The sequence below is a fragment of the Pauljensenia sp. 27098_8_83 genome (assembly GCF_041432695.1).
Lineage (GTDB): Bacteria > Actinomycetota > Actinomycetes > Actinomycetales > Actinomycetaceae > Pauljensenia.
The window spans coordinates 102,903-121,411 of the sequence record NZ_JAPWAD010000002.1 but is presented as its reverse complement, the minus strand read 5'-3'; the positions used below and the strand labels follow the sequence as shown (position 1 = coordinate 121,411).

17 protein-coding genes and 1 tRNA gene are annotated in these 18,509 nt (G+C 63.4%); 8 read left to right on the top strand and 10 right to left on the bottom strand.

Annotation, left to right across the window (positions count from 1 at the left end; translation table 11 throughout):
* Window position 1: 1 nt before the first annotated feature.
* The 3 genes from O3656_RS01645 to tkt all read right to left on the bottom strand — a co-directional run bounded on the left by O3656_RS01645 (window position 2) and on the right by tkt (window position 4,720).
* Window positions 2-943, bottom strand: coding sequence for a glucose-6-phosphate dehydrogenase assembly protein OpcA (locus O3656_RS01645; RefSeq protein WP_500062320.1), 942 nt, complete (start codon window positions 941-943; stop codon window positions 2-4).
* Window positions 940-2,466: a glucose-6-phosphate dehydrogenase gene (gene zwf, locus O3656_RS01640; protein WP_500062319.1), complete on the bottom strand. Its 1,527-nt coding sequence runs from the start codon at window positions 2,464-2,466 to the stop codon at window positions 940-942. The genes O3656_RS01645 and zwf overlap by 4 nt, the downstream gene beginning before the upstream one ends.
* Window positions 2,467-2,635: 169 nt before the next feature.
* On the bottom strand, window positions 2,636-4,720 hold the full coding sequence (gene tkt / locus O3656_RS01635) for a transketolase (protein WP_500062318.1): 2,085 nt from the start codon (window positions 4,718-4,720) through the stop codon (window positions 2,636-2,638).
* Between the two features lie 127 nt (window positions 4,721-4,847).
* Between tkt and O3656_RS01630 the strand changes: the two genes are divergently transcribed.
* Genes O3656_RS01630 through cmk form a run of 7 tightly spaced genes read left to right on the top strand, consistent with a single transcriptional unit; the run spans window position 4,848 to window position 10,793 of the window.
* Window positions 4,848-5,795, top strand: a complete 948-nt coding sequence (locus O3656_RS01630) for a site-specific tyrosine recombinase XerD (protein ID WP_500062317.1) — start codon at window positions 4,848-4,850, stop codon at window positions 5,793-5,795.
* Window positions 5,796-5,812: 17 nt separating this feature from the next.
* Complete coding sequence (locus O3656_RS01625) at window positions 5,813-6,676, top strand: ParA family protein (protein ID WP_500062316.1); 864 nt, start codon at window positions 5,813-5,815, stop codon at window positions 6,674-6,676.
* A complete protein-coding gene (locus O3656_RS01620) occupies window positions 6,660-7,538 on the top strand; it encodes a segregation and condensation protein A (protein WP_500062315.1) in 879 nt (292 codons plus the stop codon). Before O3656_RS01625 ends, O3656_RS01620 begins: the two co-directional genes overlap by 17 nt.
* Window positions 7,531-8,091, top strand: a complete 561-nt coding sequence (gene scpB / locus O3656_RS01615; protein ID WP_500062314.1) for an SMC-Scp complex subunit ScpB — start codon at window positions 7,531-7,533, stop codon at window positions 8,089-8,091. Before O3656_RS01620 ends, scpB begins: the two co-directional genes overlap by 8 nt.
* Window positions 8,088-8,837: a pseudouridine synthase gene (locus O3656_RS01610; protein WP_500062313.1), complete on the top strand. Its 750-nt coding sequence runs from the start codon at window positions 8,088-8,090 to the stop codon at window positions 8,835-8,837. The genes scpB and O3656_RS01610 overlap by 4 nt, the downstream gene beginning before the upstream one ends.
* Window positions 8,834-10,036, top strand: coding sequence for a prephenate dehydrogenase (locus O3656_RS01605; protein ID WP_500062312.1), 1,203 nt, complete (start codon window positions 8,834-8,836; stop codon window positions 10,034-10,036). The genes O3656_RS01610 and O3656_RS01605 overlap by 4 nt, the downstream gene beginning before the upstream one ends.
* A 25-nt stretch (window positions 10,037-10,061) precedes the next feature.
* Entirely contained in the window at window positions 10,062-10,793 is a 732-nt protein-coding gene (cmk, locus tag O3656_RS01600) for a (d)CMP kinase (RefSeq protein WP_500062311.1), read from the top strand.
* 60 nt (window positions 10,794-10,853) lie between these two features.
* Here the strand turns inward: cmk and O3656_RS01595 are convergent, their stop codons facing one another.
* Both O3656_RS01595 and O3656_RS01590 read right to left on the bottom strand, forming a co-directional pair.
* Window positions 10,854-11,471, bottom strand: a complete 618-nt coding sequence (locus O3656_RS01595) for a hypothetical protein (RefSeq protein WP_500062310.1) — start codon at window positions 11,469-11,471, stop codon at window positions 10,854-10,856.
* A 178-nt stretch (window positions 11,472-11,649) separates the two neighbouring features.
* On the bottom strand, window positions 11,650-11,781 hold the full coding sequence (locus O3656_RS01590) for a hypothetical protein (protein WP_500062309.1): 132 nt from the start codon (window positions 11,779-11,781) through the stop codon (window positions 11,650-11,652).
* A gap of 656 nt (window positions 11,782-12,437) precedes the next feature.
* Between O3656_RS01590 and O3656_RS01585 the strand changes: the two genes are divergently transcribed.
* Window positions 12,438-12,511: transfer RNA gene (locus O3656_RS01585), tRNA-Pro, on the top strand.
* A gap of 483 nt (window positions 12,512-12,994) precedes the next feature.
* Here O3656_RS01585 and O3656_RS01580 read toward each other — a convergent pair.
* The 5 genes from O3656_RS01580 to O3656_RS01560 form a co-directional block, all read right to left on the bottom strand.
* Window positions 12,995-13,786: a DUF421 domain-containing protein gene (locus tag O3656_RS01580; protein WP_500062308.1), complete on the bottom strand. Its 792-nt coding sequence runs from the start codon at window positions 13,784-13,786 to the stop codon at window positions 12,995-12,997.
* A gap of 46 nt (window positions 13,787-13,832) precedes the next feature.
* Window positions 13,833-14,345 (bottom strand): PH domain-containing protein, encoded by a 513-nt coding sequence (locus O3656_RS01575; RefSeq protein WP_500062307.1) that lies wholly within the window; start codon window positions 14,343-14,345, stop codon window positions 13,833-13,835.
* A gap of 72 nt (window positions 14,346-14,417) precedes the next feature.
* Window positions 14,418-15,050 (bottom strand): DNA-3-methyladenine glycosylase I, encoded by a 633-nt coding sequence (locus O3656_RS01570; RefSeq protein ID WP_500062306.1) that lies wholly within the window; start codon window positions 15,048-15,050, stop codon window positions 14,418-14,420.
* Window positions 15,051-15,262: 212 nt separating this feature from the next.
* The gene (gene der, locus O3656_RS01565) at window positions 15,263-16,816 is read right to left on the bottom strand and encodes a ribosome biogenesis GTPase Der (protein ID WP_500062305.1); all 1,554 of its coding nucleotides are present in this window, start codon (window positions 16,814-16,816) and stop codon (window positions 15,263-15,265) included.
* A 79-nt stretch (window positions 16,817-16,895) separates the two neighbouring features.
* Window positions 16,896-18,476 (bottom strand): UDP-N-acetylmuramoyl-L-alanyl-D-glutamate--2,6-diaminopimelate ligase, encoded by a 1,581-nt coding sequence (locus O3656_RS01560; RefSeq protein WP_500062304.1) that lies wholly within the window; start codon window positions 18,474-18,476, stop codon window positions 16,896-16,898.
* Window positions 18,477-18,509: the final 33 nt, after the last annotated feature.

Below are 18,509 nucleotides of genomic sequence, written 5' to 3'. Positions count from 1 at the left end.
GTCACTCGCCTTCGGAGGAGAGGGCGAGCCGTGGCAGTTCTTCCGTGAGGAGCTCCCCGTAGTAGACGTCTGGATCGAGACGACGCAGATCCTCCATGAGTGAATCCTGAACGGAACGGCGTGCCAGGTTCACGCTACGGTCCTCGAGGCCGGGACGCGATAGACAAGCCACCGACGAGGAAGCACTGCGCGACAGAGACACGGTCGTGTCATCGTCAAAGAAGAACGTGATGTCCGTGATCGTGAGCGCGTCGTTGTCGACAACACGCTCGACTGGCACGCCCAGCTGGTGGTGCAGCCACGCGGCGACGAGGAACGGCGACGGATGTGTGGCGTTTCCTGCGACGCGGATTGAGGTTGGTAGACGGTCGAAGTCTTCCGCGATCGCGGCCAGGAGCGCACGCCACAGGGTGACGCCGGCCCATGCCAGATCGATGTCGCCGGGGGTGTACACGGTCGACAGAGCCGACAGCGTCTCCATCGGGCACTCGGTTGCACGCGAATCGGTGATGCGCTTGACCGCCAGGCGGCCGAGCGGGTGGGCGCCAGGATTCTGCGGTGGAACCACCGGCCAGTAAGTGACGACAGGAGTGTCGGACTGGAGCAGAGGCATGACGAGCGAATCGATGTTGGATGCTGCCTCGCCGCGTGGCTCCAGGATGATGATGTCGGACAGCCCCGCTGCGTCGCCGACGCGAATCTGGGCGTTGAGGCGCGCGGTTCCCTCCGTCGACTCGGGCTCGACAATGACGATGACGCGGCAGGGGTGCTCGCGCGAGACCGCGTCGGAAACCTCGATTGCGTTGTCGACGTCGATCAGGTCAGGCACGCAGATGAGGAGCGTGAGAACGCGGCTGAGGGCCGCAGCGCCGCGTTCGTCACGCAGCTCGACGATGCGGGATGCGACCTCGGCGGACGTGGTGTTCTTCAGGGTGATGATCACGGGAGCCTCCAGAAACGGCCATCGCGGGCCAACATGTCGTGCGCGGATTGGGGACCCCAGGTGCCGGGGGCGTAGGGCTCGGGCTGTCCCTGGCTCTCCCAGAAGGACAGGATCGGATCGAGGATCTTCCACGAGGCCTCGACCTCGTGCTGGTGCGGGAACAGGGGCGCGGAACCGACGAGCGCATCGAGGATGAGCCGCTCATACGCCTCGGGGGAGTCCTCGGTAAACGCGTGGCCGTAGGCGAAGTCCATGGTGACGTCACGCACCTGCATCGAGGTGCCCGGGACCTTGGCACCGAGCTTGAGGGTCAGGCCCTCGTCCGGCTGGACGCGGATGACGAGTGCGTTTTGAGCGGATTCGCTGAGGGCAGAGTTGCCGAACGGTACGTGGGCAGAGCGCTTGAAGATCACGGCGATCTCGGTAACGCGCTTGCCCAAGCGCTTGCCTGCGCGCAGATAGAAGGGCACGCCAGCCCAGCGCCGCGTGTCGACGAAAAGCTTGATCGCTGCGAATGTCTCCGTGGTCGAATCGGCGGGGATACCGTCCTCCTCGAGGTAACCGCGTACACGGTCGCCTCCCTGCCAACCGCCCGCGTACTGGCCGCGTGCGGTGTCGGCGGCCAGGTCGTCGGGCAGGCGCACGGCAGAGAGAACCTTCTCCTTCTCGGTGCGGATCTCCTCGGGCGTGAAACGTACGGGTTCCTCCATGGCAGTGAGTGCCATGAGCTGCAGCAGGTGGTTCTGGATGATGTCGCGCGCTGCGCCGATGCCGTCGTAGTAGCCCGCGCGCGTGCCGATACCGATGTCTTCGGCCATCGTGATCTGCACGGAGTCGACGTAGTTGGCCTTCCACAGCGGTTCGAACATCGCGTTCGCGAAGCGCATGGCCATGATGTTCTGGACGGTTTCCTTGCCCAGGTAGTGGTCGATGCGGAAGACATCTTTCTCGTCGAAGATCTGCGAGATAACATCGGAGAGCTCTTGCGCGGACTGGAGGTCGTGACCGAAGGGCTTCTCGATGATGACGCGTCGCCATTCACGGCCCTGTCGCTTGTTGAGACCGGTGTCCGACAGGTGCTTGGCCACGACGGGGAAGTACGAGGGGGGAATGGATAGGTAGAAGGCGTGATTGCCGCCGGTGCCGCGTGAATGGTCGAGCTCGGCGACGGTCTGCGCGAGTCGGCGGTAGGCCTCGGGGTCGTCGAAGGTGCCGGAGACGAAGCGCAGTCCCGAGCGCAGTTGGTTCCACGTGCCCTCGTTAAAACCGGTGCGTGTGTGTGCCTCAATGGACGCGCGCACGTATTCCTCGAAGTCCTGCGGGCTCCAGTCACGGCGCGCGAAGCCGGTGAGTGAAAACGCGGGGTGGAGCAGGCCGCGGTTGGCGAGGTCGTAGATCGCGGGGAGCAACTTCTTGCGGGCGAGGTCACCGGTGATGCCGAAGATGACGAGGCCGCAGGGCGGTGAGATACGCGGAAGCCTGCGGTCCTGGGGATCGCGCAGGGTGGGGATCTCGTTGGTCACGAGTGGTCGCTCCGTTCGCTCAAGGGGTTGGGACGAGGCCGGGGCCCGAACGCTGCGCCCGTTGGGTGAGCGAAGCGGGACCGAGGACCCACACATGTTAACGAGAATAGGGCTGCTGGCACGCCCTCGCGCGCCAGCAGCCCCATGTTCAGTTCAGTTGACTAAAAAGTCACGAACGAGCGGCCTCGATGGATTCCTTCGCAGCCGCGGCCACGTGCTCGGCGTCGATGCCGTACTCCTTGAAGAGCGTCTCGCCCGGCGCGGATGCACCGAAGTGCTCGATGGAGACTGCGCGACCGGCGTCGCCGATCCAGCGGTACCAGGGCAGGGCGATGCCTGCTTCGACGGAGACGCGAGCGCGCACCGACGGGGGCAGGACGGAGTCGCGGTACTCGCGGTCCTGAGTCTCGAACCAGTCGAGGCACGGCACAGACACGACGCGCGCGGCGATGCCCTCGGTGGCCAGGCTCTCACGCGCCTCGAGGGCGACGGAGACCTCGGAGCCGGAGGCCAGCAGGATCACGTCGGGCGTGCCCTCGGTGTCGGCCAGGACGTAGGCACCGCGCGCGAGGTCCTCGGTGGTGGCCAGGCCGGTGCCTTCACCACGTGCCGGGTTAGGCAGGTTCTGGCGGGACAGGACGATGGCGGCCGGGTGCGACTGCTCGAGAATGGCCTTCCAGGAGGCCGCCGTCTCAGCTGCGTCGGCGGGACGCACGACCGCGAAGTTCGGGATCGCGCGGTAGGAGGCCAGGTGCTCGATCGGCTGGTGCGTCGGGCCGTCTTCGCCGACGCCGATGGAGTCGTGGGTCCACACGTAGGTGACCGGCAGATCCATGAGGGCGGCGAGGCGCACGGCCCCGCGCATGAAGTCGGAGAACACGAAGAACGTGCCGCCGTAAGCGCGGGTGAAGCCGTCGGCGGCGATACCGTTGAGGGCAGCACCCATGGCGAATTCGCGCACGCCGAAGTGCAGGTTGCGGCCGAACTCGTTGCCGCTGAAGGCAGACGAGGAACGGTGTGCGGGCAGGAAGGAAGGCTCTCCCTTCAGGAAGGTGTTGTTCGAGCCGGCGAGGTCGGCGGAGCCGCCCCACAGTTCGGGAAGTACCGGAGCGATCGCGTTGAGGACCTGACCGGAGGCAGCGCGGGTTGCGATGGCCTTGCCCTCTTCGAAGGCGGGCAGCGCGGCCTCCCAGCCCTCGGGCAGGCGGCCTTCGAGGAGACGCTCAAGCAGGGCAGCCTGCTCGGGGTGAGCAGCCTTCCATGCCTCGAAGCGGGCGTCCCAGTCCTTGCGGTACTCGGCTGCGCGAGCGGCCGCGCGGGCACGGACCTCGTCGACGAGCGCGGAATCGGCATCGAACATCTTCTCGGGATCGGCGCCCAGTGTTTCCTTGAGGCCCTTCAGTGCCTCGGAACCGAGCTTGGAACCGTGAATACCGCCGGTGTTCTGCTTCCCGGGAGTCGGCCAGCCGATGATGGTGCGCAGCGCGATGAGCGAGGGCTTCCTGGTCTCGGCCTTGGCGGCGTCGAGGGCGTCGTTCAGCGCGGCGGTGTTCTCCTCGTAGGAGCCATCCTCGCCGAGCCAGTCGACGCGCTGGACGTGCCAGCCGTAGGCCTCGTAGCGGGCCAGGACGTCCTCGGTGAAAGCGATCGACGTGTCGTCTTCGATGGAGATGTGGTTGTCGTCCCAGATGACGGTAATGTTGCCGAGCTCCTGGGTGCCTGCGAGGGACGAAGCCTCAGCGGAGACGCCCTCTTCGAAGCAGCCATCGCCAGCGATGACGTAGACGTTGTGGTCGAAGACGGACTCACCGAGCGGGGTCTCGGGATCGAGCAGGCCGTGGACGCGGCGGGCGTTCATGGCGAAGCCGACGGCGGAGGCGATGCCGGTGCCCAGCGGGCCGGTCGTGATCTCCACGCCCTTGGTGTGGCCGTACTCGGGGTGGCCGGGGGTCAGGGAGCCAGCGGTGCGCAGCTTCTTGATGTCATCAAGTTCGAGCCCGAAGCCGGAGAGGTAGAGCTGGACGTACTGGGTCAGCGACGAGTGGCCGGCCGAGAGGATGAAGCGGTCGCGTCCGATCCAGCGTGGGTCGGCAGGGTCGACGTTCATGACTTTGTTGTAGAGGAGGTAGGCGGCGGGGGCGAGCGAGATAGCAGTACCGGGGTGGCCCGATCCAGCCTGCTCGACGGCGTCGGCGGCGAGGATCTTAGCGGTCTTGACCGCTTCGTCATCAATGTGATCCCAGTGAAGTGACACGGTGGTCTCCTGGTGTTGGGCCCCAGCGTTGGGGCGGAAATGGTTTACCGCGTCACAGTCTAGCGAATATGTGCGCATGCCGATAGCGCTCGCGCACATATGTTGCACAGTCGCTTACCCTGACACCATGACCTCTCTGGAAGCTCTCGTGCGCGACTGGGTGGACTATCTGCGCGTTGAAAAGGGGGCATCTGCGCATACAGTTTCGAACTATCGCAGAGATGCCAGCCGGTATGCGTTTGACATGAAGAACCGAGGGAAAAACGATGTCGGGGACGTGAGCGTGCGCGACATCGAAGACTACATGATGCGGCTGGCATCCGGAGCGGTCACGGGGAAAGCTGCAGCAGCGTCATCCGTAGCGCGCGCGTCGGCCGCTATCCGAGGGCTGCATAAGTACGCGCTGACGGAGGGGGTTGTCGCGACGGATGTCGCTGCCCAGCTGCACGCCCCCCGTCAGGGGCGTCACCTGCCCAAGGCTCTCTCTGTCGAGGAGGTGGGACGGCTGCTTGATGCCGCTCACGCCGACGATTCACCCATCGGCCTTCGTGATGCTGCGTTGCTCGAACTCCTGTATGCCACGGGTGCGCGCGTGTCTGAAGCGGTGTCCCTGAGCGCTGATGACCTTGATCTTGACGGCGATGTCCCCGTTGTGCGTCTGTTTGGCAAAGGACGCAAAGAGAGGATCGTTCCGGTCGGTTCTTTCGCTGTTGACGCGCTCGACGCATACAGAGTGCGTGCACGACCGGCACTGGCAGCACGAGGCAGGGGCCAGACGGTATTTTTCCTCAACTCCCGCGGTGGTGCGCTGTCTCGTCAGAGTGCATGGACGGCTATTCGGCGCGCGGCTCAGGCGGCTGACCTGGGAGACCGCGTCTCTCCGCATACCTTGCGGCATTCGTTCGCGACGCACCTGCTCGAGGGTGGCGCGAGCGTGCGCGAAGTCCAGGAGCTTCTCGGGCATGCCTCGGTAGCAACCACTCAGATCTACACCCAGGTGACCGCACAAGCGCTGCGTGAGGTCTTTACCCTCTCGCACCCACGGGCGCGTGGCACCGAGGCAACCGCGCGGTGATGAATTAGGATGGGGACGTGACCACGAACTCGCATCCTACGCTGACGCCCGACCTGCGCGAAGAGCCGGTCGATTTCCCTGTGCCCGCGCCGCTGTCGGGGCACGGTCCCGCTCGCGTGATCGCGATGTGTAATCAGAAGGGCGGCGTCGGTAAGACGACGACGACCATCAATCTGGGTGCCGCCCTGGCTGAATATGGGCGACGGGTCCTGATCGTGGATTTTGATCCCCAGGGTGCCGCCTCCGTTGGGCTGGGCATTAATGCGCTCGATATGGAGCAGACGATCTACACGCTGCTCATGAACCCCAAAGCGGATGTGAAGGCGACTATCTGTCACACGGCGACGGAAAACCTCGATATCATCCCTGCGAACATCGACCTGTCCGCGGCGGAGGTTCAGCTCGTCAATGAGGTTGCCCGCGAGAGTGCCCTGGCCCGCGTTCTCCGACACGTTGAAGCTGACTATGACGTGGTCCTGATCGACTGCCAGCCGTCCCTCGGCTTGCTCGCAGTCAACGCCCTCACCGCAGCTCACGGTGTTATCGTCCCGGTCGAGGCAGAGTTCTTCGCGCTGCGTGGCGTCGCGCTGCTCGTCGAGACCATCGAGACGGTGCGTGATCGCATTAACCCGCGTCTCAAGATTGACGGCATTGTCGCCACGATGGTTGACTCGCGCACGCTGCACTCGCGCGAGGTCCTCCAGCGTCTACAGGAGGCATTCGGCGACCTCGTGTTCGATACGCGCATCGGCCGTACCATCAAGTTCCCAGACGCGTCTGTGGCGACCGAGCCGATTACTTCTTACGCTCCCAACCATGCGGGCGCGCACGCCTACCGTCGACTCGCGCGGGAAGTCATAGCCCGTGGCGACGCGGCCTGACAGTCTTGAGGTCCAGGGGGAGTTTGACCTCTTCGCTGTGTCACTCCCCGTTTTCGAAGGCCCGTTCGATCTTCTCCTGTCCCTGATCGCCCGCAAAAAACTCGACATCACCGAGGTTGCACTCGCCCAGGTGACCGATGAGTTCATCGCTTTTATGCAGGCTTCACCGGACCTGTCTCGTACGACGGAATTCCTGGTCGTGGCGGCGACCCTGCTCGACATGAAGGCGGTTCACCTACTACCCGCCATTGACGAGGAGGACAACGCCTCGCAGGCCGATCTGGAGGCCCGTGATCTGCTGTTTTCCCGGCTTCTGCAGTATCGCGCGTTCAAGGAAGCAGCGAAGTATGTTGATCAGCGGATGGGGGAGTACGGCTCATACGTCGCCAGGGACGTGCCCCTGGAGCCGCATTTTGCGACGCTTCTTCCCGAGCTGCGCTGGCTCACGACCCCCCAAGACCTCGCGCGCCTCGCGGCCAATGCGCTGTCTGCCTCGGCGCCGACGGTGCAGGTCACTCACCTGCATGACCCTGTCGTGCCCGTGCGCGAGCAGGCGCTTCTCGTCAGTGCGATGCTGACTGAGGCGGGTTCCATGACCTTCCATCAACTCGTTGAGGATGCCCAGACGCGTGCTGTCGTTGTCTCCCGCTTCCTTGCCCTCCTCGAGCTGTACCGGCGAGGCGTGGTCGAGTTCGAGCAGGAGGGGGCGCTCGGAACGCTCACAATTCACTGGACCGGCAGCGGGGAGAGCATCGATATTGACGTGGATGACTACGCGGGTGTGGGCGACGCGGATGCTGCCCCGGCCTCGTCCCGCAGTGGTGCACGATCCGAGAACGAAGGAGACAGCGGTGATGAGTGAACACACACTGCGTGGCCCTATCGAGGCGATCCTCATGGTGGCCTCCGAACCAGTTGGCGCGTTCGAGCTCGCCGACGTTCTGGGAGTCAGTTCTGAAGAGGTTGACGCCGAACTGCACGCGCTTGCTGCCGAGTACCTGGGCGAGGGACAGGAACACCCGCGGGGCTTTGAGCTACGCGAGGTGGCGGGTGGCTGGCGCATCTATTCCGCTCGCGCATACGCGGACGTCGTCGGCCGTTTCGTCGTCGGATCGTCTCACGCCCGCCTCTCGCAGGCGGCCCTGGAAACGTTGGCCGTCATCGCCTACCGTCAGCCGATTTCACGGACTCGAATCTCCCGTATTCGTGGGGTCAACGTGGATGGTGTCGTGCGTACCCTCATGGCCCGAGGCCTCGTGGAAGAGACGGGACTGACACCCTCTGGTGCGCGCCTGTACGGGACGACAGGGGAGTTTCTTGAGAAAATGGGGCTAACGAGCCTGTCGGAGCTGGTACCGTTGGCACCCTACCTGCCAGACGCCGACGCGCTGGATGAATTGGAGGAAGAACTATGAGGGCTAACCCCTACACCGAGGGTGGAGTGCGCCTGCAGAAGGTGCTCGCCCAGGCCGGCGTCGCATCCAGGCGTGCGTCCGAACAGATGATCGCCGACGGCCGGGTGAGTGTTGACGGCACCGTCGTGCGCAGCCAGGGCATCCGCGTTGACCCCGCGAAGCAGGTCATTCACGTGGATGGAGAGCGCCTGATCCTCGACGAGACCAAGCACATCGTCTTGGCCGTCAACAAGCCGATTGGTACCGTGTCCACGATGAGCGACCCGGAGGGTCGCCCCACGATCGCTGACCTCATCGCCGACTATCCGGAGCGCCTCTACCACGTTGGGCGCCTGGACATTGACACGTCCGGCCTGTTGCTGCTGACGAACGACGGTGAGCTCGCGAACCGTTTGACCCACCCGTCGTACGAGATTCGCAAGACCTACGTGGCGCGTCTGCACGGCGAGGTCAAGCCGGGCGTGAAGCGCACGCTCATGAACGGAATCGAGCTGGAGGACGGCCCTATCAAGGTTGATTCCTTCCGCATCGTCGATACCTACGGCGACATCACGACCGTCGAAATCGTCGTGCATGAGGGTCGTAACCGCCTGGTGCGCCGCATGATGGAGGCTGTCGGGTACCCGGTGCGCGAGCTCGTGCGCACGGGCTTTGGACCTATCACGCTCGACCATCTCAAGCAGGGGACGACCCGACGCGTCAAGGGCAACGCACTGACTGCGCTGTACGGAGCCGTCGGCCTGTGAGCGGCGAGAGCGGGGTGCTCGGGTGCCGAGTCGTATCGACTGTCGGTCCGGTTCTCATCGTCGGGTCGGGACTGCTTGGTGCGTCGCTTGGCCTCGCGCTGCGTGCCGGGGGAGTGCGCGTCTATCTTGAGGATGCCTCTCCCACATCGCTGCGTTTGGCCTGTGACGTGGGCGCAGGAGAGGCTTTTACCGACGTCCTCGCCGAGGCCGGGGTGCGCCGCTCCGGGTGTGGCTCGGATCGGCCAGGCTACGAATCCCCGCGTCTCGTTGTCGTGGCAACACCCCCGGATGTCGCCGACCGCATCATCGTCGAGTCGCTGCAGCGCTTCCCCGATGCGATTGTCACCGACGTTGCGTCGGTGAAGGACGCCGTCGTCGCTGACGTCCTTGATGGATTGCGCTCTGAGGGGTGCCTTGACGCGGCGTCGCGCTACGTCGGTTCGCATCCGATGGCTGGCCGCGAGCGCAGCGGAGCCGGCGCAGCCGATGCGGACCTCTTCTACGGGCGCCCATGGGTGATCGTTGCTCACGAGCTGACGTGGCCGCGCGCCGTTCTGGTTGCGCGAGCCTTGGCAACTGACGTTGGTGCCGTGCCGCTCGAGATGAATGCTGGAACGCACGATCACGCGGTTGCGCTCGTGTCGCATGTTCCGCAGCTTGTGTCGTCGATGCTCGCCGCGCGCCTTGTCGATGCCCCCGCTCAGGCTCTCGGCTTAGCCGGTCAGGGATTACGCGATACCGCGCGTATCGCGGGTTCTGACCCTCGCCTCTGGACTGCCATCCTGGCGGGGAATGCTGGGCCCGTGGCATCGATTCTGCGCGATCTTCGAGGCGATCTCGATGATCTCCTTGCGCACCTGGATGCCGCCGCCGAGTTGGGGCCGCTGCGCGGTGGGAGCGTCGGAGCCATTAATCGCGTCATGACCGCAGGTAACCAGGGTGTCTCCCGCATTCCCGGCAAGCATGGCGGTGCCCCGTCGCGCTACGCCGAGATTGAGGTTCTCATTCCTGACGAACCCGGTGCGCTTGGGCGACTCTTTAGCGAGCTCGGCGAGTCTGGAATCAACATTGAGGACCTCGTTCTCGAGCACTCAGCGGGTGCACAGGCTGGTGTTGCTCGTGTCATGATCGACCCCGCGGTGTCCGACCGCTGTGTCGCAGACCTGCAGGAGCGGGGCTGGCGACTCATCACTCACTAGATACCTCGATGAGGAGAATGCAGCTATGAACGACTCGATGCGTCAGGACGCCATTTCGCGCGTCGGTATCACGATCGCTATTGACGGTCCCGCCGGCTCTGGGAAGTCGACGGTCTCGAAGGCCCTGGCGACGAGGCTCCGCATCGGCTACCTCGACACGGGCGCGATGTACCGTGCGCTCACGTGGTACTGCTTGGATCGGGACATTGATCTGACCGACAACGCTGCAGTTGCAGCGGCGGCAAACGAGATGCCGCTGCGTCTGGTTTCTGACCCGTCAGATCCGCACGTGTGGGTGGGGGAGCGTGAGATCACCGAGGAGATCCGTGAACCGCGCATCGCCCTGGAGATCAAGCACGTGTCGACGAATCTTGATGTGCGCGCGTGGATGGCGGCGGAGCAGCGCAGGCGCATGATGGAGGCCCGAGAAGAAGGTTCCGGAATGATTGCAGAGGGGCGCGATATTACGACCGTGGTCTGCCCCGACGCTGATGTCCGTATTCTTCTGCTCGCCGATCAGGAGGCACGCCTGCGTCGACGTACGCTCGAGCTGTACGGCGACGCGACCGAGGAGCACATGGAGATCGTGCGCGCCCAGGTAGAGGGGCGAGACAAAGCAGACTCCGCGGTATCAGAGTTCATGGTCGCCGCACCCGGCGTTGCGACCGTTGATTCCACGGGCCTCGACATCGAGGGAGTGTGCGAGGCCGTTCTCGCCTACGTGGACGCGGACCTGGCACGCCGTGACGTTCAGTAATACGCGCAAGTGCGTGAGTGTGCCCCGCACCTGTCGGTGCGGGGCACACCCATGTTCGCGTCAGTAACCCGGGTTGTTCTGTCCTTTCGAGGCTCCGCCGGGGGGTTGCGTGCCGTAGCCGTAGGCTGGCCCCTGATCGGGTGCGGTGCCGTAGCCGTTCGCGGGGAAAGACCCGGGTGTGCCCTGCCGTCCGGTGCAGGGATGCTTGTATGACCACGGCGGGCTAAAGCCCGTATACCACGAGCGCCCGGGTGGCTCGGTACCTTGCGGATAGCCCGTTACTCCGTACTGGGGGCCGTTGGCGCTGGTGTAGTTCGGCATGTCGTGGATATTCTTGCGCGCTCGTCGGTAGACGATCGCCTGGATGATGCAGGCCGGTAACAAGATGACGAAGAAGACCCCGATCATGATGAGGACTGCCAGAGCAGTCGCCCCTGATTCTGAACTCGTCGAGGTGGTGCGGCGCGCGGGAGCAGTGGTGCTTGACGTGCCGCTTACCTGGGGGTGAAGGGATGATATGACGCTGCGGGTGCTCGTGGCACCGGATGCAGACATGTGGCAGGTGCTTGCGATGGGCGACACGGCCGGTTCGGCAGGCGCGTGCGGCGCAAGACCAACGAGAGTGGTCGTCGCGCAGGCGAGGGTAGCTCCGCAGATGAGGAGCCGATGAGACAGCATGTGTGTTCCCTCCAGGCACGATCTGGTAGTCTAGCGCAGCGGTATTGGGACCTCGCCGAATGTACTCGGTGATGGGTGAATTGACGTGGTCTCTGTCATGTGGTGGATTCAGACAATGTGAGGTTTACGTGTGCACTCGCGTTGCGGATTGTCGAGCCGTGCACGCGGTTGCGCGACGTCAGTAGCCGGTTCCGTAAGGACCGTACGGGCCATTTGCGCCGGACGAGGGGGAACCGCCCTGCTGATTGCCGTAGCGGTAGCCATAGTCGCCCGCCGGGTAGCCGCCTCCTGCTTGCATGGGAGTGTTCATGGGAGCTCCGTTCTGTGGATACTGGGCGCCACCATAGTTTCCGGCTGTCACTCCATACTGCGGTCCGCTGGGGCCGTTGTAATTCATCATCCGCGATTGACGGCCCCCGTTTTGGGAAGAAATGTATCGGTAGAGGAAATAGCCGCCGGCGAGCAAGGCGAAAATAATTAGGGAGATGAGGACAGATACCGGGTCATGGGAGGTCCTGCGTGACCGGAAACGTCGACGCGTCGGTGCTGGTACCGATGAGCTTGCCTGCACAGTGTGCCCGGTAGTAACAACGCTTGAGGGGGTGCTCTCTGTGCTGGCGATGACCGAGCGTGCCTGCGCTGATGATGCGGCCCAGGTCCCAGCAGATGGCGCTGCGATACCCGTGAGGGCAAGGGCGAGTGACGCTGAGATTGTCAGAAGACGACGGGTAGCCATAAGCGGTACTCCCACGATGCGTGTTGGCGGTAGATAAGTATCAGTGTAATTGCGTAGACACGTCAGGACCGCTTGTTCCGCGTGACGATACGTGCACCCAGACGGTGGAGATGGAGTGTGTCGTGTGTTGTCGGCAGGTGGTGGTGTGTTGTGGCGCACGCCTGTCGGCTTGCTTCTCAATCATTGGGTGCGCTATAGTTCTACAGGTCGCGACGGCGACGAACTGAATACGGGCTGTGGCGCAGTTTGGTAGCGCACTTGACTGGGGGTCAAGGGGTCGTGGGTTCAAATCCCGCCAGCCCGACGAAAAAGCCGTGAGGGAATTTTCCTCACGGTTTTTTGTATGCCTCGCCCCCTGGTCTGCGGTGTTCTTCGTGGAAGGGACCTCCGTCCTGACGGGTGTGACCACCCACATTTTGTAACCGAAATGTGATCCGGATTTAGTCGTCTTTATTTCGCCCGGTAAAACGTGATTTTTCGGAAAAGATCAGCCGATTTCCACAGGTGGAGGATGGTCTTACGATGCGTGTTGGGGGCCATAAGCACGTCAGGGCCTGGAGTAAACTGTTTCACAGGTCGAAGTCGTCAACGGGGATGGTTTCGACCTGCTTGCTATCACCGGGGCGGCCGCTAATACGAGGTCGCGGAAGGTGCCCCGTGCACGTACACAAAGCCTGCCGCGAACCTGTGCGATCGTAAGTCCGTTCCTTCGCGCACAAGTTACCCCGGCCTCGTTCGGAGTGGAACGAGGCCGGGGTGAGAACGTTCCGTCGCTCACGTGTGGTAGTCAGAGCGTTGGTGCGTCGCCCTGCTTGTCGTGCGCTTCGAAATCCTCGAGCGATGGCGACTGCATGTCGGGATTCTTGAATTCAGTCACCGTCGTCACCTCATGAACGGCGGGATCCGAAACCGTCATCCCAGTTGTGTTCCCCGCTTGATCGACGATGTTGAGGCGGTTATCGGCGTCGAGCTCAACGATGAACAGGTCTTCGAGCTCACCAGCACCAGCTGAGGAGAGTTCACCGCGCAGCCATTCCTCATCGCGATGAGCCAGCTCGAGGTTGTCGGCCACCGCCTGACCGTTAGAGACCAGAACGTAGTTAACACCGCCCTCACCCTTGCGGCGAACAGTCAGGGAGCCGTTGGCTTCGCGCTGGACGAGGGCTAGCTCACTGAGAGAAAAAACGCCCATGCCACGTAGCTCAGCGAGGAACTCGACTGGGTCGAGCTTGTGATCCGTGCCGTCGAGCGCGTCCTGAGTAAATCGCCCGCCCTCGATGATCGTGTACGCCTTTCCCATCACGAGCGAGCGCGTCGACATGAATTTCGACGTCAGGTAATTGAGGCCGGAGACGATCGCGAGGGTGACGATCAGGACGCTGATGTACTCCGCGAACGAGATTGTGTGGTTGTAGATCACGCCGCCGATAGTGCCACCGAGGATAAAGTTCCCGATAAAGTCGATCGGCGTCATCTGGACCGTCTGCTGCTTGCCCGTGAGGCGCAGGTGGAGGACGATCAGGATGATACCGATCAGGAGCTTAAAGACCGTCATTTCGAAACCGTGCAAATCGAACATGACGCCACTGTATTCGCTGCTGCGCAGTGAGTGTCCCGTAGAGTGACTAGCTACTCGGATCCGCGTCGATCGCGCCCTGGATATCGTGGAAGATCAAGTTCGAGATCTCGACCTGCACCTTCTCAACCTTTGGCACGTCACGCAGGAGCAACGGATCGTCTGCCGAGGTCTGGAGAGCGAGCGTCCCGCAGCCGAAGATGCGGTCGTCGAAGTCCTTTTCGATTTGGATGTCGGAAATGCGCGTGAGGGGCAGATCGTGGCCGGTGCGCTTGATGACGCCCGTGCGCGTAATGACGCGCTTCGTGGTCACCGTGTAGGTAGTCGTAATCCACTTGATCCAGGGGACGAGAATGAGCGGGATCGATAGGAGAAGAACCGCAATCCAGATGGTTGCGAGCGCCCAGTAGCGCGCGTTCTCGGGGACGTAGAAGGAGCCAACTGCGGCGGCGATCACGAGGATGGACTCGACGATGATCGCGGGCAGCAGCTTCTTGATGTGAGTATGCATGTGGCGGACGACGATCTCGTCCTGGCTGAGAAGCTTCTGTGACAGTGCCATGGGACCATCATGCCAGATAGAGCCAGCCAGTGAGTATGTGCGAGTGATAGGTGTGCCTGCCGTGTTTCGATGCTAGGCCGGGCGCCGATGCGTTCCAATGATGTCCGTGTTGACGATGCCAATCGCGGCCATGAGCGCGAGCATTGTTGTGGGTCCCACGAATCGAAAGCCCCTGCGCTTGAGGTCGGTGGCCAGAGCCAGCGACTCCGGCAACTGCGTGGGCACTTCCTCCTGCGAGCGGGGACGCGGATCCTGCGCAGGGCGGTATGACCAGACGAGTTCGCCGAGGTGCGACGCAGCGGTCGGATCGGCCTCGCTGCGCAAGGCGACCGTCGCACGCGCGTTCGTGATCGCCGCCTCTATCTTTCGTCGATTACGAATAATGCCGGGTGTGCCCACGAGGCGATCGATATCCGCGGTCGTGAAAGCCGCGACACGGTCGGGGACGAATCCTTCGAATGCCTCCCGGAAGGCCTCGCGCTTGTCCAGTACCGTACGCCAGGAGAGTCCGGCCTGGAAGCCTTCCAAGACGAGGCACTCAAACACGCCGACCTCGTCGTGAACGGGGAGTCCCCATTCACGATCGTAATAGTCACGGATAAGTTCGTCGTGGGAGGCCCAGGTAGGGCGGATGAGGCCATCGTTGCACCGTACGAGCCCATTGGGAATGGAAAGGGGAAGAGGGGAGTGGTGTGAAGTAGTCATAACGCGATCCTGCTCCTCGGCGAGGGTTGCGTCAACGCGTCAGGGGAGACCTGTGGATACTCGCACGAATCCGTCGTGGCCTGTGGATACTCGCACGGATCAGTCATGGCCTGTGGATAACAGCGTAGACGGGCACAAGTGGGCGCGACAGATAGCGGGGCGGGATACCACCGATGTGGTATCCCGCCCTTACTTGTGACCTGTCGTGAAGACTACTTGCGACGCCTCTCGCGCACGCGCACCGAAATCTGGATCGGTGTCCCTGCGAAACCGAAGGTCTCACGCAGACGACGCTCGATGAAACGACGGTATCCAGGGTCGAGGAATCCGGTTGTGAAGAGGACGAAGCGCGGAGGTTTGCTCGACGCCTGTGTGCCAAAGAGGATACGAGGCTGCTTGCCGCCGCGAAGCGGGTGCGGATGAGCGGCGACGAGCTGACCGAGGAATGCATTGAGCTGCCCCGTGGGGATACGGGTCTCCCAGCCTTCGAGCGCGGTCTCCAGAGCCCGCACGATGCGATTCGTGTGCCATCCCGTCTTAGCGGCGAGGTTGATGCGCGGCGCCCACTGGATCTGCACGAGCTCACGCTCAAGCTCGTTCTTAATCTCCTTTTGTCGCTCCTCATCGACGAGATCCCACTTATTCGTGACGATAACGAGGGCCCGTCCTGCATCGATCACCTGCTGAACGACGCGCACATCCTGCTCGGTGAGAGGGGCTGAACCATCGATAAGGACCAGCGCGACCTCCGCTTTTTCGATAGCGGCCTGAGTGCGGATCGACGCGTAGTAGTCGGCACCCGTCGTCCGGTGCATCTTTCGGCGGATACCAGCGGTATCGATGAACCACCACGAGCGGCCATCCAGCTCGATGAGCTCGTCAACGGGGTCGCGAGTTGTACCTGCAAGCTCGTTGACGACGACGCGCTCGCCGCCGGCAAGGGCGTTGAGGAGAGACGACTTGCCGACGTTCGGACGCCCCACCAGGGCAACGCGCCGCGGGCCGCCAGAGGGCAGCGCCGTGGCGACGGCAGATTCGGTGGGCAAGACCTCCATGATGGCATCGAGGAGGTCGCCGGTACCGCGTCCGTGCAGGGCTGAAATGGGGTGGGGCTCGCCGAGGCCGAGACTCCACAGGTACGCCGCGTCTGCTTCCTGCAGCGGGGAGTCGACCTTATTCGCGGCGAGGATGATCGGCTTCTTCTTCGACCGAAGCATCTCGACGATACGTTCATCGGAGGCTGTCACGCCGACGGTTGCGTCGAGCACGAGGACGACGGCGTCGGCCAGGTCAACCGCAATCTCTGCCTGCTCAGCAACGGAACGGTCCAGGCCCTTGACGTCAATTTCCCAGCCACCCGTATCAACGAGCGTGAAGTCGCGGCCCGCCCACTCGGCCGGGTAGGAGACGCGATCTCGAGTCACGCCGGGCGTATCCTGCACAACGGCCTCGCGCCGCCCCAGAATACGGTTGACGAGCGTGGACTTTCCGACGTTCGGGCGACCGACGACAGCGAGAACGGGCAGACCCGCGGCAACATCGCCTGCTTCCGCGAGCGCGGCTTCGCCGGCCAGAAGCGCCAGGTCTTCCTCGTCGAGGTCGAACTGGTCGAGGTTGGCGCGCATGACGCGAGCGCGCGCCTCCGACTCTTTGTCGCTCATTTCGAGGGCGAGGGACGAGCCCGCGGCCTCGTCGGCGCTGTAGTTGTCGAGAGTGTCGGCCTCGAATTCGGCGGACGCGTCGGGCTGATTGTCAAAGTCATTCACCCGCTCAGTCTACGGCGTGGCGCGCCGCAAAGGCCCGATGGGAGCCCCGGCGGCGCGCCAGTTCACAGATAACGGTGCGTTACTCGTGCGCGCGCACGTCGCCTTCGAGGACCTCGGCGGCGACGGGAACGTCGTTGTAGCGGTGGTGGATTCCCTGGATCTCCTGATACCACTCGGCGCCCTTGCCCGTAATGATGACGGTGTCACCGGGCTGGGCCGCGAGGATTGCCCGGCGCACGGCATCGCGTCGGCAGGTCGTGACCTCGGTGACGTCGGCCATGTCAGGGCGTACGGAGGCGATACCTCGGAGCAGATAGTCGCGAATCGACTGGGGGTCCTCGGTACGCGGGTTCTCATCTGTCACCCACAGGATGTCTGCTTCGCGGGCGGCGATTGCGGCGAGTTCCTCACGCTTGGTGGCATCGCGGTCACCATCGGTGCCGAAGACGATGACGACGTTGCCCTCCGTCAGTTCGCGGGTCGAACGCAATGTCCACTCGAGAGCCTCTGGAGTGTGCGCGTAGTCGACGATGACGAGCGGCTGGCCGCCCGGCGTAGGGTTGACCTTTTCCATGCGGCCGGGGATCTGGGGAGCATCCTCAATCGCACCGATGACCTCAGCGAGTTCAATACCCAAGCTGACGGCACTGACGATCGCGACCGCGGTGTTTTGGATATTGACCTCGCCGAGGATGGGCATCGCGACGCGGTGGCCAGCGCCCGAGGGATCGACGAGGGTGAAGACGGTGCGACCGATCGTCTTGTCAGGCGTCACATCGCGGACTTGCCAGTCGGCGTCGTTGTCAGTCAGCGCGGACACCGTCGTCACAGGGACCGTCGCCTGCTGGGCGAGGCGACGGCCCCACTCATCATCGACGCATACGACGGCGCGGCGGGAGTGCTCAGGCGTAAACAGCAGGGCCTTGGCCTGGAAGTAGTTCTCCATGTCGCCGTAGTAGTCGAGGTGGTCGTGCTGCAGGTTTGTGAAAGCCGCAACGTCAAAGATGATTCCGTCGACGCGGTGCAGCGAGAGAGCGTGAGCGGACAACTCAATGACACCGGCTCCGCAACCATACTCCTCGGTGGCTGCCAGGAAGCGGGCGATGACGGGTGCCTCAGCGGTCGTGCGTACGGCCTCGAACGAAATCGGGCCGACGTGCGTTTCCACGGTGCCGCACAGCGAGGCATTGGGGAAACGTGACGCGATGGCCGCGCGCATCAGATACGAGGTCGTGGTCTTACCGTTCGTGCCGGTGACAGCCATCGTGGTCAAACGCGTGGCGGGGGAGGCGTAAACGTTGGCGCACAGGCACGGAACGACACCACGCGGGTCGGCGACCTGAACGACGGGGACCCCCAGGCCTCGTTCAAATGCCTGCGTGCGACCCTCCTCGTCGGTGAGAACAACGCTCGCCCCGGCCTCGATCGCTGCGTGAGCGAAACGAATTCCGTGCTGCTTCAGGCCGGGAATCGCCACGAAAAGCCACTCCGGCTCGCAGTCGTCGGAAGAAACGGTGATGCCGCGCAGGGATAACGTCGAGTCGGCAATCGATGCGGGGGTACCGTCGGGGGCAAAAAATCCCTGGATCTCCAGGCCCGACAGCGCGGTCGCGAGTGACACTGGGGCAACCGTGGGGCGAATATCAATCACTGAAGTCATGTCCCTACTGTAGTTCGTCGCTGCGGCGGCGCG